This is a genomic window from Rhizobium rhododendri (assembly GCF_007000325.2).
Lineage (GTDB): Bacteria > Pseudomonadota > Alphaproteobacteria > Rhizobiales > Rhizobiaceae > Rhizobium > Rhizobium rhododendri.
The window spans coordinates 489,525-505,715 of record NZ_CP117268.1 but is presented as its reverse complement, the minus strand read 5'-3'; the positions used below and the strand labels follow the sequence as shown (position 1 = coordinate 505,715).

Below are 16,191 nucleotides of genomic sequence, written 5' to 3'. Positions count from 1 at the left end.
TCAGCGGGACCAGATGAGCTTGTGCTCGCCTTTGTCGCCCTGGACGAGGGAGGCATAGACCGGAGCTGTGAAGGACGGATCGTCGAGCTTGAGCGAGAGGTATTCGGCGCCGGTTTCCCGGGCGGTCCGGCTCCAGCCGGCTCCGAACTCGACACCCGTTGCTGTGACCCGGAAGTCCGGGGCGCGATCGTTGTCGCGGTCGCAGGGTTTGATTGATGCCTTGACGTTGAGGGTGAGGGTCTTGATGGTACCGTTGTAGGCGCCGGTTTCGTCGCGGGTGAAGGTGCCGATCTGAGCCATTGTCGTTTCTCCTGAGAGTTGTTCGAAGCCGCCCGATGCGGCCTCGATGGCGGTCGAGAGGCGACGGGTTGGCCTGCTGCATCCAAAGGACCACAGCGCCAGCGGAGGACGGCGGTAGCCGAGCTTGTTGGCTCGCGAGGAATGGCCGCTTGCGGTCAGGGGAAGAAGGTCGGCGAAGCCGTTGCAGGCCAAGGCCGGACCGGCGCCAGACCATCCGAGATGAGAGGCCGTATCGGGGCTTCGCGGCATTGTCGGCCGAGAACGACGTGGATGATCGCCTCATCATCAGCAGGAACACCGCTGTCGCAGCGTCATCGCCCCTACCGATGTCATTGCCATTGCCATCATCTTGAGGACCGGCAGCAAGACACGTGGGCCTGTGAGGCCAAACTCGCCGTGCCGATAACGGATGAGCTGCATACCGACTGCTGGAATGGATTTTAAACCTCCGATTTGTTCAATACGCCGGACTTCTCCGGAGCCGACAAGCAACTGGAGGTAATAGTGACAAAGCGAAAGTACAGACATCGCCACAGTAACTGATGCTCGCCATCAACACGTACTTTGCCCAGACTTTCGGCGGACTGCGACAGACGCGAACACAAGTACTGTCGACCATCACTATGTCTCCATCTTAACGCTTTGAAACGGCGTCCGGAAGACGATCCCAGACGCCCGCCTTGCGCCATCGGGAGAACCGATTGTAAAGCGTCGTGCGCGGGCCATAACGCTCCGGCACATCTCGCCAAGTTGAACCAGTCCTGAAACGCCAGAGGATACCGTTGATGACCCAACGGTCATCAACACGTTCAATTCCACGGCTGTTGTTCGGCAGCAGAGGTGCAATGATAGCCCATTCCTCGTCGCTCAATTCGTGACGGCGCAGAGCAATCTCCTTTCAAGAAAATGAGAATCTGCAATGAGCTCAGTGCAAAGCACGGCCTCGTGGTTTTCCATCCAACGCGCAGCTGTTGATCGGCGCCCACGGCATTGCGCCGGCAACGAACAGCGCGCGAAAGGTCTCCCCCTTGTCGACCGACCGTTCCGGCCCGATGTCGTCGGCCTTGTTTTGGCTTGCCAGCATGACATGGAACTTGCCGGTCAATTCACTGCCGCCATCGAGACACTGAAAACTGATGGCACGCTGCAGGCGGTGAGCCTAAAATGGTTTGGAACGGATCTCGTGTCAGATTGAAGTGGTGGCTCATGCCGCAAGTCCGCAAAAAAGGGCCGGCGGCGGGCAAGGTGGCCTTATATCTGAAGGATATCGCTAAGCCGCAATCTTCCCGATTTCCCGCTTTGATGCCTGAACGAGAAATCCTGACCTGGTCAAACCATGTGCTTCTGCGTAGGCATCCACCTCCTGCAAGACATCCTCGGGCATCGTGATGTTTACGCGGACGGCCTTTTTCGTTTCTTTTTTAGCGAAACAAGAATGGCGGCACCTGAGGAATTATGAGGATCAGCCATAATGTCGGTGAGGGAAGATGCTTCAGGGACAGCCTCTCCATCTTCGACAAGACCGTCGACGTGAAAAGCCAAAGCCTCTTCGGCCATGCGACGGGCGTCAACCAAATCAGTGCCGGCTGTTACGACACCTGGGAAGTCAGGAAAGGAAACACCGTAATCGCTTTCGGCTTCCTTGTGGATCAGTCCGATATAGTTGCGCATAGTGATTACCTCAGTTTTAGCCCAGATTGCTTTTCGATGCTCTTGAGCGTCAACGGGATATCTTGCTTAGGATGAGGAACGGTTACCCGGCGTAGCTTTGACGGGTGTTTGAATTGGACGTGGCTGCCCTTCTTGGCAACCTTAAACCATACATCAATCGTCAAGGCAGAGTTAATATCGACGCTCTTCGGAGAGAGAATACACACACGAAATGTGTATAAATCAAGATTGCACAGCGTCGCTTGGAATTTACGGTAAGGCGAGAGCCATTCCGCGAACAAAGCGTGATTGGCGGCGTCCCGGACGAAATGCAGGGTCGCCGCCTGCCACGGCGTGGTGAAACGCCCGCAAATTGGCGTTAGCGGCTGAGGATACAGGAACATGTCAAGCTCCCAACGGTTTAACCCCGTCAATTGAAGGAGTTCTACATGGCATTCGTCAAAGCAAAAGATGGTACGCAATTGCATGTCAAAGATATGGGCCAGGGACGTCCTGTCCTTCTCATCCATGGATGGCCACTGACAGGCGACATGTTTGAATACCAGACGCTGGCACTTCTGGAAGCCGGATACCGGGTGATCACCTATGACCGGCGTGGTTTTGGTCAGTCAGGCCATCCGGCGGACGGCTATAACTATGATACCTTCGCCGACGATTTGGCGAGTGTCCTGGAGGAACTCGACCTACAGCAGGTCTCGCTGATCGGGTTTTCGATGGGTGGTGGCGAAATTGCCCGCTATCTCAGCCGCCATGGTGTGTCACGCGTTGCAAAGTCGGTGTTGGTTTCTTCTGTTGTCCCGTATCTCCTGAAGGACGGGAGCAATCCCGATGGCGTGGATGCAAGTGTATTTGAGGATATGAAGGCACAGATTCGCAAGGACCGCTTCGCCTTCCTGCAGGCCTTTGCGAAAACTTTTTACGGGGTCGGGATGCTGACCAATCCGGTTAGCGAGGGTGTGCTCGATTGGTCGTTTGCGCTCGGCATCATGGCAAGCCCCAAAGCCACGATCGAGTGCATCGATGCGTTCGGTAAAACGGATTTTCGCGGCGATCTCTCAGCGTTTACCATGCCGACGTTGGTCATTCACGGGACGGGCGACAAGACAGTCCCGATCGGTCCGTCGGGTCGTGCTGCTGCAGCCGGTATTACCGGGGCGACCCTAATTGAGTATGACGGCGAGCCTCACGGCCTGTTCGCGACGGTCCCCGAGCGTCTCAACAGGGATCTGCTCGAGTTCTTAGCTTAGCTGTCGGAATGCGTGAGTAGGTACAGCGAAAGGCGGGCTGGTCCTGCCTTTCGTATTTTTCATGAAAATATTTTGATCAGCAACCATCCTCGCCCGCAAAGGGAAGCCTCACGGAGGTGCGACCTCACCGACTTTGGACTTGCAATGCCGAGGCGGAAGAAGGCCCACGTACTTTTAATTCGTTGGGGGACGGAAGGTGGGGGTGGTTGCTCCATCAACAGGAGTTGGACAGGATCAAGGTTCGTTAATTGAGTAATATAATGCGTTTCCCTGCCCCCGCCATTTCCCGAGTCCGCCTTGAGCAGTTGCTTTCTCTCAACGCTCAATCCAAGCCGATTTCGCCTGAAGTCAGGCTGGGAAGCCCCGCGCCAGAGCAGGCAAGCCTAGATCTTTCCCGGCCAACGGGAGGTACCTCACGCCGAGAGCCAGAAGAAACTTTTTTACATCATTGACTTGGAAGAGATTGCGTCATGCGACTTATGGAATCTGGGGTTTTCATAGCGCGAAAAAAAAGAATTTTACCTAATCGCTTGAATGTCAGCACTCACCGTCGGACAGCTTCGCTCTCAATCTTAATCAGAGTGGTCTGAATTGATTGCCACCATCAATTGCTTTTGATGGCTCGAACCTGTCTCACCCACCACTCCGGATAAAATCTAGAAGAAAATGATGAGCCCGACGGCTCTCACCGCATTTCCAGAATACCTAAGAGCTTACCACGATAGCTATCGCCGATCACAGCGAGGACGATAACGGCACCGATCACGATAGGTTTGACATTATCGTCGGCGCCCAGAAGTTGCAAGCCGGTCGACAATACCTGCAGAATGCACGCGCCGACCAGTGTTCCGACAATTGAGCCTTTGCCACCCGAGAGACTTGTCCCACCGATGATGACGGCCGCAATTGCATTTAGCTCATAGCCAATCCCTGCGACAGGACTGCCGACGTTCAGCCGGAGCAGATAGACCATAGCGGCTATCCCGGCAGTCAGCCCCGAGATTGCAAAGACTGCAATTTTGTAGCGCCGCGGCGTATGGCCGGAAAGGCGCACGGCCTCTTCGTTGGTGCCGATGGCAAACACGAAGCGCCCGAAAACCGTATATTTCAGGATGAACCATCCGATGAGAACGACGACGATCGCGATCAGGAAGATCGACGGCAGCACGCCCCAGAAGATGAGATTTCCGAAATCGACGTATGGCTGCGGCAGGCCCGTAATCGTGGAGTTATCGCTGACCACACGCGCCAGACCGCTGGCGACATTGAGCATTCCTAGCGTGACGATGAAGGAGGGAAGCTTCCACCTCTCGCAGATCCAGCCGTTGAGCCCGCCAAGAATGAGGCCAACGCCCATGGAGGCAACTGATGCCAGAACGATCGCTTGCCAAGGGGACAGACGGGGATCGATCATGATGGTGGCGCCAACCACCGTGCAAAGTGCTAGAAGCGAACCCACCGAGAGATCGATGCCCCCGACGAGGATGACGAAGGTCATGCCGGACGCCAGGACGGTGTTGATCGCCGTCTGAACGAAAATCTTCAGGAAGTTCTCGGGCGTCGCAAAATAGGGGGCTGCGGCCGAGAAGAATATGACGAGGACGACGAGTGCAATCGCAACACCGGCTTCCCGCATTGCAATACGCAGGATGGTATCAACGAGGCGCACCCGTTTCACGTCACTCGTGGTTTCAGTGTTCTCGGACACGACTATACTCCTTGTAGGCCAGTGAGAGGATCTTGCTCTCGTCAAACTCTTCACGTGTCACTTGACCAGCAATCTTTCCGGCTGAAAGAACGATGATGCGGTGGCAGATGCCCATCAGCTCAGGCAGATCGGAGGAAACCACGAGAATGCCCTTTCCCGTGGCAGCCAAGTTCCAGACAAGCTCATAGATCTCGGCTTTGGCGCCGACATCGATCCCGCGGGTGGGCTCATCGAAAATGAGCACCTTCGGTCCGCGGAAAAGCCATTTGGCGATAACCACCTTTTGCTGGTTGCCGCCGGAAAAGGTTCTGACGACCTGTTTGATCGAGGGCGTCTTTATGCGCAGTTCTTGCACCAGACGCCTGGCATTGCTGTCTTCCACCGTCTTCAGGATCAGTCCGTTGCGGGAGATCTTGCGCAGGTCGGTTATCGTCGAGTTCTGGGCGCAGGTCATGTCGAGCATGAGCCCCTGTGTTTTGCGGTCTTCGGTCGCAAGGCAAAGGCCCGCGTTCACCGCATCCTTCGGGGATCTGATCTCGACCACTTTTCCATCGACCCTGATCTCCCCGGCGGCTTTCAGATCGGCTCCGAAAATGGCTCGCACGGCCTGCGTGCGGCCGCTGCCGACAAGGCCGGCGATGCCGACGATCTCCCCGCTAGCAACGGAGAACGACAACTCCGGGCTATCGCGGCTTACCCTGAGACCCGACACTCCGAGGGCTTCGCCATAAACGGTGCTGTCTTTGCGGAACACGTTGAGATTGGCAATCGTTCGGCCGACCATGAGCTCAACGATTTCAGGAATGGCAAGTCCGGCGAGCGGCCGGGTAATCACGTGCTGGCCATCGCGCAATATGGTCACGTCGTCGCCGACTTCAAAAATCTCTTCGAGGCGATGAGATATGTAAAGCGTTGTTACGCCGCGGTTTCGCAGGCGTCTGAGAATTTCGAAGAGGCGATCGACCTCCTTTGAGGTCAGCGTCGCAGTCGGCTCATCAAGCACAAGGAATTTGCTTTCGTAGCAAAGCGCCTTTGCGATTTCGAGCAATTGCAACTGTGCGACACTCAAGCGGCCGGCCTGCATTGTTGGCGCTATGTCGAGGCCGACTTCGGCGAGCAGTTCAGCCGCGCGTCTGTTCATCTGCTTGTAGTCGACCAGTCCGTGGCGGCGCGGCAGGTTCTCGAACAACAGGTTTTCAGCAACCGTCAGATTCGATAGTGGATGGAGTTCCTGATGGACGATGCGGATGCCGGCGCTGAAGGCCTCAAAGGGCGACTGAGGCTCATAGCGCCTGCCGTCGAACCAAATCTGCCCGTCGTCGGGTTTGAACACGCCGCCGAGAAGATTAATGAGCGTAGATTTTCCGGCGCCGTTTTCCCCAAGCAGCACATGTCCCCTGCCGCGGGAAATTTCGATGGAAACGTCCTTGAGCGCCACAACGCCGGGAAACCGTTTGCCGATCCTGTCCAGCCTCAAAATCGTTTCTTCGGTTTCATGTACCAAGTCGATCTCATGCATCGTTCGATCCGGATGAGGGTCAGCAGCACTTCGACGGTTCTAAACAATCGACGCGGCTAGTCATAAGCGGGAATTTTTGCAAATGCCTGCCGGGGAGATGATGCGCCAGCCATGAGCCAGCGCATCCGGTTTTGTTTGGACTACAAAGTGACAAGCTACTTCGTTATGAGCTTGATGTCAGTCTTGACCCAGCCGGTGAACTTCTCGCCCTTCATTTCACGAAGACCGTAATCGATGCCCATGGCAGCCATCTGGGCACCATATTGCTCAACGGTTGCCAGCACCTTGCCATCTTTGATCAAAGGTTGAACGGCTGGAATATTGTCGAAGCCGACAACTTTGATCTTGCCGCTCACGCCAGCCGCATCAAGCGCTTTCACAACACCAAGCACCATCGAGTCGTTGGCAGCCATGACGCCCTGAATGTCATGATATTTGGTCAGAAAATTCGTCATGACAGTGTTAGCTTCTTCGGTCTCCCAATGCGCGGTTTTGCTGTCGAGAAGCTGCAGACCACCGGCCTTGATCGCGTCGGCAAAGCCTTTCGCCCGCTCCTTGGCATTATCGGCTTCCGGGTTGCCTTCCAGGACGACGACCTTGCCACCCTTACCGAGATCCTTAGCAAGAGCATCGCCGGCCAGCTTGGCGCCATCCCTGTTGTCAGGACCGAAAAAAGCGAGATCGATACCGGCGGCCTTCTTCGCACCCTCATCGAGCGCAACATCAATATTGATGACCTTTACGCCCGCTTTTACCGCCTTGGCCAGCGGTGTTACCATGGCCTTAGAGTCTGCCGGAGCAACGACGATGATGTCGTACTTCTGCGTCACAAAGTTTTCGACGGCATCGACCTGCGATGCGAAATCACGCTCGTCTTTCATGCCGACGGCCTTGAAGTCGAACTTGTCCTTATTCTTGGCGGCGTAATCGTCGGCGCCAGCCTTCATCTGCTTGAAAAATTCGTTGGAAAGCGACTTCATGATGAGGCCAACTTTCGGCTTGTCAGCGGCGAAGGCCGGAGCAGTGCTCATCGACAATGCGACGGCCACAAAAAGCGAGCCAGCCGCACTGAGTTTCAGCACGTTGCGACGGGTTTTGATATGAAAAGCACTACGAATTCGTAGATTCGACATTTTAAACCTCCCCAATGTCTTGGAAACCAGGGCCTCCTCGCCCGTATGAACCGTTTCCAATCGTCGACGGATACCAAGTCATATATACGCTGTCAATGCCGTATCCTCGCGCAGTTATGCAACTTGGAGATGTATCTGGCCAGGAAATTGACAGCGTGACATGAACCGGTTCTATATTGCGCGAAGCAAAGTTCGCTCTCAAACTCAGGTCAAATGACGGCTATTGAGCGCGCGGATCTCCATCGATATGAGACAGGGTAAATCGGACGTTCGGTCTCCGAAGCACATAGGCAGAGCCTGAAAATGAAGAAGGTCGGGATACGAGACGTTGCCAAGCGCGCCGGGGTCGCGACTGGGACTGTTTCCAGGGTGCTGAATGGCCACGCTTCCGTGGCGCAGGACGTGCGCGACAGCGTTGATAAGGTCATTGCGGAGCTTGGCTATCGACCGGACCCCCATGCTCGCAGCATGCGAAGCAGAGTGAGCAGGCTGATCGGAATCGTGATCCCGAATTTGTCCAACCCTTTTTTTGCCGAAGTTGTGCAGGGTGCGGAGCAGGCCGCAGCATCGTTCGGCTACAATGTCATCTTCATGACCTCGCTCGATGACGTTGCAAAGGAAGCAGACCGGCTGGAGCAACTGGTCGGACGCAAGGTCGATGGGATCATCCTTGTTCCCAGTGACGGCTTTCACGCAACGAAACCTCCTCTTGGTTTGCCGCTCGTCGTGCTCGACCGGCTAATTAAGGATTATCCGGGCGTTGCTGCCAACCATCGTCAGGGCGCGAGGCTTGGCGCGGAATATCTTTTGAATTTGGGCCATCGCAGTATCGGTATCGTATCCGGGCCGTCCGACTCTGTCCCTGCAAATGATCGTCTCAGTGGCTATCTGGAGGCCGTTGAGGTTTTCAACGGCAGCAGCGGCCAATCGTGCAGTACCATGGTCGTGGAGGCCACATTCGATTATGAAGGTGGCTTGCGGGCCGGGAGTTATTTGCTGGCACAGGCACGCAACGAGAGGCCGACGGCGATCCTGGCGAGCTCAGATCAGCAGGCAATCGGCTGCATGCGGGCTGCCTACGACCTCGGCATTCCCATACCCGCTGCCCTTAGCATTGTCGGGTTCGACGGCATTCCTCTTTCTTACATGACGACGCCACGATTGAGCACTATCCGACAGCCGATAGCGGCGGTCGCTGCCGCGGCGGTGGAAATGATCTTGGGCCGCCGCGAGTTTTCCGAAGCCGATAAACCCCTTCTTCTGAAGTGTGCGCTCCTTGAAGGTGAGACCGCATCATCGCCTAGCCAGGTCCCGATGCTAAGAAATACATAAATCAAAAAGCATGTGCTGGACGTTTAAACATTTCCATATTAAATACCTGTCGACAGATTGCACGCAGATTGCCACTGATCGCATTCTCCGGCTGCATTGACATAACGGGAACGCTATATGGAATTGGTCCGCACACGCGGTTCTGGCACCCAGACAGTCTACGCGACCATCAGGCAGGAGATTCTTGCCATGACATTGGCGCCCGGCTGTCCTCTCGACGAGGTCAAGTTGTCTGAGCGCTTTGGAATGTCGAGGACGCCGATCCGGGAAGCCCTTTTGCGGCTGTCTGCCGATGGACTGATCACCACCTTGCCGAACCGCAGCACCATTGTCGCGGCCATCGATTTCGCGACGCTTCCCACCTATTTCGAAGCACTGACATTGATGTATCGCGTGACGACACGCGGTGCCGCCCACAAGCGCAATTCTACCGCCATGGCCCACATCCGCGCGTGCCAAGCGGATTTCGCTCAGGCTGTGGCGTCCAGGGATGCCTACGCGATGATCGAGGCGAATCGCGACTTTCACGTCGCAATCGCGGAACTGGCCGGCAACCACTATTATACGACCTTCTTCTCCCGGCTGCTGGATGAGGGACGCCGTATCCTGAGGCTCTACTATTCGACGTTCGACGACCGATTGCCACGGCAATATGTCGATGAGCACGAGGAGACGATCGCCACGATCGAGGCCCAGGACGTCGAGAAAGCCGATGCGCTGGCAACCGGCCACGCGGACCAGATTGTTGCGCAGATCCAGGAATATGTTGCCCGCGATGCCGGCAACGCCCGTCGCATCACGATCGTCTAGCGTCACCCGCCGCACGGGTGATCCGCGTGTCGAGCGCTGCCGAAAACCCGTTTCGGACTGGACGCTTTTCGTAACGGTCCATTCCAAACCGCCATTACCACCACGTCTTCAAATCATTGATTGCCGAACGCTGCAGGAGCCCACACATGGAATGGAATTTCCCCGTCGCAAGGATCGATGACCCGGAGCGCTTGCAGCGGGTTGGGCTATTGCAACAGGTGCTGGCGGCTGCCGATTGCGGCGGCATCCTGCTCGGCCCGACAGAAAGTCTGCGTTATTTTACCGGCCTGGTGTGGCATCAGAGCGAGCGTTTGCTGGGAGCGCTGGTGACGCCCAGCGCTCTCTACTACATCGTCCCAGGCTTTGAGCTTGGCCGGGTGGAGACGTTGGCGAGGTTGCCGGGCGAGGTCGTCGTATGGCAGGAGGAGGAAAGCAGTGCCGCCCTCATCAGCGCGTTGCTTCCTCCGAACAGCCGCCTGGCGCTCGACGACGCCTTGCCGCTCTTCGTCTATCACGCGCTTGCACAGAATCTTGGTGCGGAACGCCTCGTCGATGGCGGGAGGATGATCCGCGACCTGCGCCTGTGCAAATCCAGCGCCGAGATCGACCTCATCCAGTTCGCCATGAACCTGACGCTCGAGGTGCAGCGACGCGCGAATGCCTTCATCAAGCCGGGCATCCGCGCCTCGCAGGTTGTGCAATATATCGATGAGCAGCACCGGGCGCTCGGTGTCCCCGACGGATCCAGCTTCTGCATCGTGTCCTTTGCCGAGGCCACCTCCCTGCCCCACGGCGTCGATGGAGACCAAGTCTACCATGCCGGCGACGTCGTCCTCGTCGATACGGGTTGCCGCATCGACGGCTATCATTCGGACCTGACGAGAACCTACGTCTTGGAAGACCCGGACGAAGACTTTGCCCGGGCCTGGACAATCGAGCGGGAAGCGCAACAGGCGGTCTTTGATGCCGCGAAAATCGGCGCGGCGTGCAGCACGCTCGACGACGCCGCGCGCGCCGTACTGTCGAGATATGGTCTTGGCCCCGACTACCGGCTGCCTGGCCTTCCGCATCGCGCCGGCCATGGGCTTGGGCTGGACATTCATGAAGAGCCCTATCTGGTCCGTGGCAATGCGACCGTTCTCGCACCTGGAATGTGCTTTTCTAACGAGCCAATGATCGTCTTTCCGGAGCGCTTCGGTCTCCGGCTGGAGGACCACATCTACATGACGGAAACCGGGCCGCGCTGGTTCACGACCCCCGCAAAAGGACCGGCCGAGCCATTCGCCAATTGACAGCAATCGTCCATGATCGCCGGCCGGCCTGCGGGTGATTGTCGGCACCGGCGCCGTCAACACCAAGATCGCCGCCGAGCATGCGGCCCACGCCCAAAAGGTCGGCGGGCATGGTCTGATGGTCATTCCAAGGGTCCTGTCGCGCGGCACCTCGGCGTCTGCCCAGCGCGACCATTTCAAGACCATCCTGTCGGCGGCACCCAACCTTCTGGCGGTGATCTACAACAGCCCCTATTATGGCTTTGCGACCCGCGCCGAGTTGGTCTTCGATCTTCGCAACGACCACAAGAACCTGATCGGCTTCAAGGAATTCGGCGGCCCCTCAGACCTGCGCTACGCTTCGGAAAACATCACCAGCCGCGACGATCAAGTGACGCTCATGGTCGGTGCCGATACGGCTGTGTTCCACGGGTTCGTAAACTGCGGCGCGTCCGGCGCCATCACCGGCATCGGCAATGTTCTGCCCAAGGAAATCCTGCATCTGGTCGCGCTCGCCCAGGCGGCGGCAGGGGGCGATGCGGTTGCCCGCGCCCATGCGCTGGAACTCGAAAGCGCCCTCGGCGTGCTCTCTTGCTTCGATGAAGGCCCGGATCTGGTGCTCTATTACAAGCACATGCTCGTTCTCACCGGCAATCCCGAATTTACGCTGCATTTCAACGAGACCGACAGCCTGTCGGACAGCCAGCGCGATTACGTCGAAAAACAGTTTGCCCTGTTCCAGGCCTGGTATGCGGATTGGTCGAAGCAGTTCGCGTCGCTGGAAAAATCCAAGGCAGCGTGAGGCAGTAGAGCCAAGCCGACGCGCAGGACACCGGATCGAAGCGGCCAGAGTCGCTTTGATCCCATACCACAAGAGCGGGACGGCCTAGCCTTCAGTTTCGGCCGCTGCTTTGACGAACGACGAGCCGGCAGGCAATGCCCCGCTCACCGGGCGCAATCGCCTCGCCCTTGGTGAGGCCCAGAATGGCAAGGCCCGCCCGCCGCCCGAGCTCCTTCAACTCCATGTCGATCGTCGTCAGGGCCGGCCGCGTCTGCTCGGCAATGACCTCCCAATTGTCGAAGCCAACGACCGCGACGTCCTGGGGAACACGCACCCCGCGGTCGCGCAAGGCATCGATCACCCCGCGGGCGATCTGGTCGTTGCCACAAAAGATCGCATCGGGCGTCGCGTCTCGCTCGAAGATCATGTCGATCGCCGCGTGCCCCCACTCCTCCGTCCAGTCGCCGAACAGCACTTCCGCCCCCGCGCCATAGCTATCCCGGTAGGATCTGGCGCGTAGCCGGGCCGCCAGATAATCCTCGGGACCGGTGATGTGGATGATGGTCCGTCTCGACAACCCCACCAGATGGTCGACGGCAAGTCGCGCGCCTTGCACGTCGTCGGGCAGGAATGACAGACTTCCGGCCGGACCCTTCGCAAAAGCATAGACGACCGGGATCGAAAGATTGAGAAGCTCGACTGGCGGAACGACATCCAGCCGGGTCGCCGTGAAAATGATGCCGTCGACATGCTTGTCCAGCAGCGCTTCGAGATGAAGTTTCGCAAGAGCGGGGTCGTTGTTGGTGGCGCAGAGAAAAACCGAAACGCCCTGGCTGACAAGCGCCTCCGACACACCTGCCGTCATCGGCAACGTCAAGCGGCCATAGGTGTCGTTCGTCAACATGCCGATCGTCGAGGTTCGCTTGCTGAGCAATCCCCTCGCCAGCGAACTTGGGCGAAAGCCGATCTCGGCGGCTATCTGCTTTACCCGTAGGCGCGTTTCCTCGTTCACGCGGCCGGTGTCGTTCAGCGCATTCGAAACGGTCGAGATGCTAACGCCGGCGCGCTTGGCGACGTCTCGGATGGTGCGGCGGCGATGGGCGAGGCTTGTCAAAATAGGGGTCCCGGATTTTCGTTGCCAAAAGGTTTTAGCAAAGGACATATACTTTGCAAAAAGGTTTTTGCATATTTTTGCACACACAATGTCGACATACCGATTTTTCTCGAATAGCGTCATGGCAACGTCAAACAAAGGTGCTTGACGGCAACGAAAAAAGGGAACGCTTATGCACAAAATCAAATTGGCGCTCATAGCACTTTCGCTTTTGGCGAGCACGTCGCTTGCAAGCGCCGAAGACATCACCCTCTGGGTTAGGACCTCGTCCGGCGCCGTGCTTCAGGCGCTTGCCGACCACTACAACGCGTCCCATGCCGACAAGGTCAACGTCACGCAAATCACCGCCGAGCAGATGGTGCCGAAACTCGGCGCCGCCATCGCCGGCGGCGCTGCCCCCGATGGCGCTGTCCTCGATTTGATCTACCTGCCGACATTCGCGGCGGCCGATAGCCTCGAAGACATCAGCGACTTCGTCAAGTCCGCCCCTTACGCAAGCGCCATGAGCCCTTCGCATATTCGCCTGGCCACCTATAACGATAAGGTCTACGGCGTCCCGGCCCTGCCCGACGCCTCGATCATCGCCTACAACACCGACCTGTTCACCAAGGCCGGCCTCGATCCGTCCAAGCCGCCGGCATCGCTCGACGAGATCGCTGCGGATGCCAAGAAGATCACGGCGCTCGGCAACAGCACCTACGGCTTCTATTTTGTCGCCAATTCCGGCAGCTGGCTGATCTATGACTTCCTGCCGCATATCTGGGCGGCGGGCACCGATATCCTGAGCGTCGACGGCAAGACCGCCACGGTCGACACACCGGCCATGCGCGAGACCATCGCCGCCTACCGCGACATGTGGAAGGCCGGTGCCATCCACCCGACCTCGCGCTCGGGCAATGGCAACAACGCCGTCGAAGCCTTCGCCTCCGGCAAGGTCGGGATCCTGATGACCGGCTCCTATATCGTCAATCTGCTGACCAGCAAATATCCTGACGTAAAGTTCGCGGTGGCGCCGATTCCCGGCCCGAAGAACGGCGCGTCCAGCTTTGCCGGCGGCGATACCTTGGCGCTGATGAAGGGCATCGCTCCTGCGAAGAAGAAGGTCGCCCTCGACTTCGTGAATTTCTACATGCAGCCGGACCAGCAGGTGTTCATCACCCAGGAATCCGGCATGCCGTCGCGCACCGACCTTGCCAAGGAAGCCTATGCCAAGTTCGACCCGCGCAACCTCACTGCCTATGATGTGCTTGCCAAGGCCCGGACGCCCTACACCTTCTCGTCCGACGAACTCTTCGTCAGCCGCACGGGGCCGTTCGTCAACCTGATCCAGGGCGCGATCTTCGGCGATGACGTCAATGGTTCGATCGCCAAGACGCAGGACGATTTCACGAAAATCCTGAAGCGCACCAACCCGAACTGATGTTCCAATCACAGGCGCAGGGCGGCACCCTCCGTCCTGCGGTAGCACACCATCCCCATTGAATGCTCTCAACGAAGCGGAAACTCAGTTGTCTTCAAACCCAGGCATGCGGGCATCTGCAGATCACGGACGCGCCAACAAGCCCGAGCCGACGGGTTGGCTGGGACTGCTGTTCATCCTACCAAGCACGCTCTTCATTCTGCTGCTGTTCATTCTGCCGTTGATCATGACGGTCTGGATGAGTTTTTATAACTGGCCGCTACTCGGTAGGACGAAGTTCATCGGCCTTGCCAATTACATCGAGCTCGCCGGCGATACCCAGCTCTGGCATTCGCTCGGCTTCACCATGCTGTACACCTTTCTGGTGACGACAGCCCTTTTCTTGGTCGCCTTTCCGCTGGCGCTGCTGGTCGATCGCCCGATGCGGATCGCCGGCTTCTTTCGCACCATCTACTTCCTTCCCGTGGTCATCGGCTTCGGCGCGGCATCGACGCTGTGGATGTGGCTCCTCAATCCAGACAATGGCGTTTTCGCTGAACTCCTGCAGGCCGTCGGCCTGGTCAACAGCGCGCCAAGACCACTGGAAAGTTTCTGGACAGCGCTTGCCGTCATCATCCTGATGGTCGTGTGGAAAACGGCGGGCTTCACCATGGTGATCCTGCTGACGGGGTTGCAAGGCATTCCCGACGATATCATCGAGGCAGCAAAGATCGACGGCGCCAGTCCTTTCAGCCGCTTTCGGCGGATCACCCTGCCGCTGATGCGCAATTCGATCATGCTGGCGTTGATCCTCAACATCACCTCGTCGATGCTCGCCTTCGATCAGTTCTTCATCATCACCCAGGGCGGGCCTCAGAACAGCACGATCTCGGCGGTCTACTCGATCTATCTGGCATCCTTCTCCTCCTACCGTCTCGGATACGGCTCGGCGATCTCCTTCTCGCTGCTGGTCGTGCTGGTGGCGATCAGTTCCATCCAGTTCGTGTTCCTGCGCCAAGGTCCGGAGGGCGAGCGATGACCCCGGTGCCTTCGACCGTTGCGCCGAGGCGGCGCGCCGACGGGACCGCGAAGCTCGCCTTTCTGGCTGTCTCGATCGTGTTTTCGATCTTCTTCATCATGCCGATCGTCTGGTCCTTCGCCAACTCCTTCAAGCCAGCGGCAGAGGCGCTGGCCCATCCGGTCGCGCTTTTTTCCAAGGCTTTTTCGCTGGAGAACTATCGCCGTCTCGAACACGTCGGCGCCGGCTGGTATGTCTACGCTCTCAACTCCGTCGCCATCGCCATCGGCACGGTGGTGCTGACTGTGCTGATATCGGTGCCGGCCGGCTACGGCTTTTCGAAATTCCGCTTTCCCGGCCAGTCGCTGATCTTCATCATGGTGATGGCGACGATGATGATCCCGTTTCAGTCGATCCTGACGCCGCTGTTCCTCATCCTGAAGGTCATCCACCTGCAGAACAGTTTGGTCGGCCTGGTGCTTATCTATGTGACCTTCCAGCTGCCGTTCTCGATCTTCATGATGCGCAACGCTTTCGATGCCGTACCACAGGCGCTGATCGAGGCCGGCCGCATCGATGGCGCGTCGCAGACCACCATCCTGCGGCGGATCATGCTGCCAATCGCGCTTCCGGGCGTCGCGACCGTCGCGATGTTCGCCTTCCTCAATTCCTGGAACGAATTTCTGGCGGCGCTGATTTTCCTCTCGGAGCAAAACAAGTTCACGCTTCCCATCATGCTCGTCAATGTCTCCTCCGGGATGTACGGCATCATCGACTGGGGCGCCCTGCAGGCCGGCATCACCGTGACGATGATCCCCTGCCTTCTGCTGTTCTTCCTTCTTCAACGCTATTACGTGCGCGGCCTGACCGCCGGCGCCGTCAAGTAAA

The 16,191-nt window shown here is 57.9% G+C and carries 14 protein-coding genes and 3 pseudogenes; 8 read left to right on the top strand and 9 right to left on the bottom strand.

Annotated elements, in window-relative coordinates:
* From PR018_RS20100 to PR018_RS20080, 5 genes and pseudogenes are all read right to left on the bottom strand, one after another.
* Positions 1–300, bottom strand: a complete 300-nt coding sequence (locus tag PR018_RS20100; protein WP_024318408.1) for a DUF736 domain-containing protein — start codon at positions 298–300, stop codon at positions 1–3.
* Between the two features lie 637 nt (positions 301–937).
* Positions 938–1,192: pseudogene (locus PR018_RS20095) on the bottom strand (transposase); the annotation flags it as partial.
* A 33-nt stretch (positions 1,193–1,225) separates the two neighbouring features.
* Positions 1,226–1,405, bottom strand: a complete 180-nt coding sequence (locus PR018_RS20090) for a hypothetical protein (RefSeq protein ID WP_142831579.1) — start codon at positions 1,403–1,405, stop codon at positions 1,226–1,228.
* A 165-nt stretch (positions 1,406–1,570) separates the two neighbouring features.
* Positions 1,571–1,971, bottom strand: a pseudogene (locus PR018_RS20085) (type II toxin-antitoxin system HicB family antitoxin).
* Between the two features lie 5 nt (positions 1,972–1,976).
* Positions 1,977–2,171: a type II toxin-antitoxin system HicA family toxin gene (locus PR018_RS20080; protein ID WP_244615502.1), complete on the bottom strand. Its 195-nt coding sequence runs from the start codon at positions 2,169–2,171 to the stop codon at positions 1,977–1,979.
* Between the two features lie 228 nt (positions 2,172–2,399).
* On the opposite strand from PR018_RS20080, the gene PR018_RS20075 reads away from it, so the two are divergent.
* Positions 2,400–3,218, top strand: coding sequence for an alpha/beta fold hydrolase (locus PR018_RS20075; protein WP_142831581.1), 819 nt, complete (start codon positions 2,400–2,402; stop codon positions 3,216–3,218).
* Between the two features lie 685 nt (positions 3,219–3,903).
* Here the strand turns inward: PR018_RS20075 and PR018_RS20070 are convergent.
* From PR018_RS20070 to PR018_RS20060, 3 genes are all read right to left on the bottom strand, one after another.
* The gene (locus tag PR018_RS20070; protein ID WP_244615503.1) at positions 3,904–4,854 is read right to left on the bottom strand and encodes an ABC transporter permease; all 951 of its coding nucleotides are present in this window, start codon (positions 4,852–4,854) and stop codon (positions 3,904–3,906) included.
* Between the two features lie 55 nt (positions 4,855–4,909).
* Entirely contained in the window at positions 4,910–6,445 is a 1,536-nt protein-coding gene (locus PR018_RS20065) for a sugar ABC transporter ATP-binding protein (protein ID WP_142831583.1), read from the bottom strand.
* Between the two features lie 155 nt (positions 6,446–6,600).
* Positions 6,601–7,578 carry a sugar ABC transporter substrate-binding protein gene (locus PR018_RS20060; protein ID WP_142831633.1) on the bottom strand — a complete coding sequence of 326 codons (978 nt, stop codon included), beginning with the start codon at positions 7,576–7,578 and terminating at the stop codon, positions 6,601–6,603.
* 303 nt (positions 7,579–7,881) lie between these two features.
* Between PR018_RS20060 and PR018_RS20055 the strand changes: the two genes are divergently transcribed.
* From PR018_RS20055 to PR018_RS20040, 4 genes and pseudogenes are all read left to right on the top strand, one after another.
* Complete coding sequence (locus PR018_RS20055; RefSeq protein ID WP_142831584.1) at positions 7,882–8,910, top strand: LacI family DNA-binding transcriptional regulator; 1,029 nt, start codon at positions 7,882–7,884, stop codon at positions 8,908–8,910.
* Positions 8,911–9,027: 117 nt separating this feature from the next.
* Positions 9,028–9,720, top strand: coding sequence for a GntR family transcriptional regulator (locus tag PR018_RS20050; protein WP_142831585.1), 693 nt, complete (start codon positions 9,028–9,030; stop codon positions 9,718–9,720).
* A gap of 146 nt (positions 9,721–9,866) precedes the next feature.
* On the top strand, positions 9,867–11,012 hold the full coding sequence (locus PR018_RS20045; protein ID WP_142831586.1) for a M24 family metallopeptidase: 1,146 nt from the start codon (positions 9,867–9,869) through the stop codon (positions 11,010–11,012).
* Positions 11,013–11,034: 22 nt separating this feature from the next.
* A pseudogene (locus PR018_RS20040) lies at positions 11,035–11,793 on the top strand (dihydrodipicolinate synthase family protein); the annotation flags it as partial.
* A 91-nt stretch (positions 11,794–11,884) separates the two neighbouring features.
* Here PR018_RS20040 and PR018_RS20035 read toward each other — a convergent pair.
* Complete coding sequence (locus PR018_RS20035) at positions 11,885–12,886, bottom strand: LacI family DNA-binding transcriptional regulator (RefSeq protein WP_224128873.1); 1,002 nt, start codon at positions 12,884–12,886, stop codon at positions 11,885–11,887.
* Between the two features lie 172 nt (positions 12,887–13,058).
* Here PR018_RS20035 and PR018_RS20030 point away from each other — a divergent pair, with 172 nt between their 5' ends.
* From PR018_RS20030 to PR018_RS20020, 3 genes are all read left to right on the top strand, one after another.
* A complete protein-coding gene (locus PR018_RS20030; RefSeq protein ID WP_142831589.1) occupies positions 13,059–14,306 on the top strand; it encodes an ABC transporter substrate-binding protein in 1,248 nt (415 codons plus the stop codon).
* A gap of 106 nt (positions 14,307–14,412) precedes the next feature.
* Positions 14,413–15,324 carry a carbohydrate ABC transporter permease gene (locus PR018_RS20025; RefSeq protein WP_142831634.1) on the top strand — a complete coding sequence of 304 codons (912 nt, stop codon included), beginning with the start codon at positions 14,413–14,415 and terminating at the stop codon, positions 15,322–15,324.
* Positions 15,321–16,190: a carbohydrate ABC transporter permease gene (locus PR018_RS20020; RefSeq protein WP_142831590.1), complete on the top strand. Its 870-nt coding sequence runs from the start codon at positions 15,321–15,323 to the stop codon at positions 16,188–16,190. Before PR018_RS20025 ends, PR018_RS20020 begins: the two co-directional genes overlap by 4 nt.
* The last annotated feature ends 1 nt before the right edge of the window (position 16,191 follow it).

Coding starts and splice junctions, on each gene's coding strand:
- PR018_RS20100 (WP_024318408.1), bottom strand. CDS start 300: ATGGCTCAGATCGGCACCTTCACCCGCGACGAAACCGGCGCCTACAAC.
- PR018_RS20075 (WP_142831581.1), top strand. CDS start 2,400: ATGGCATTCGTCAAAGCAAAAGATGGTACGCAATTGCATGTCAAAGAT.
- PR018_RS20070 (WP_244615503.1), bottom strand. CDS start 4,854: ATGCGGGAAGCCGGTGTTGCGATTGCACTCGTCGTCCTCGTCATATTC.
- PR018_RS20065 (WP_142831583.1), bottom strand. CDS start 6,445: ATGCATGAGATCGACTTGGTACATGAAACCGAAGAAACGATTTTGAGG.
- PR018_RS20060 (WP_142831633.1), bottom strand. CDS start 7,578: ATGTCGAATCTACGAATTCGTAGTGCTTTTCATATCAAAACCCGTCGC.
- PR018_RS20055 (WP_142831584.1), top strand. CDS start 7,882: ATGAAGAAGGTCGGGATACGAGACGTTGCCAAGCGCGCCGGGGTCGCG.
- PR018_RS20050 (WP_142831585.1), top strand. CDS start 9,028: ATGGAATTGGTCCGCACACGCGGTTCTGGCACCCAGACAGTCTACGCG.
- PR018_RS20045 (WP_142831586.1), top strand. CDS start 9,867: ATGGAATGGAATTTCCCCGTCGCAAGGATCGATGACCCGGAGCGCTTG.
- PR018_RS20030 (WP_142831589.1), top strand. CDS start 13,059: ATGCACAAAATCAAATTGGCGCTCATAGCACTTTCGCTTTTGGCGAGC.
- PR018_RS20025 (WP_142831634.1), top strand. CDS start 14,413: ATGCGGGCATCTGCAGATCACGGACGCGCCAACAAGCCCGAGCCGACG.
- PR018_RS20020 (WP_142831590.1), top strand. CDS start 15,321: ATGACCCCGGTGCCTTCGACCGTTGCGCCGAGGCGGCGCGCCGACGGG.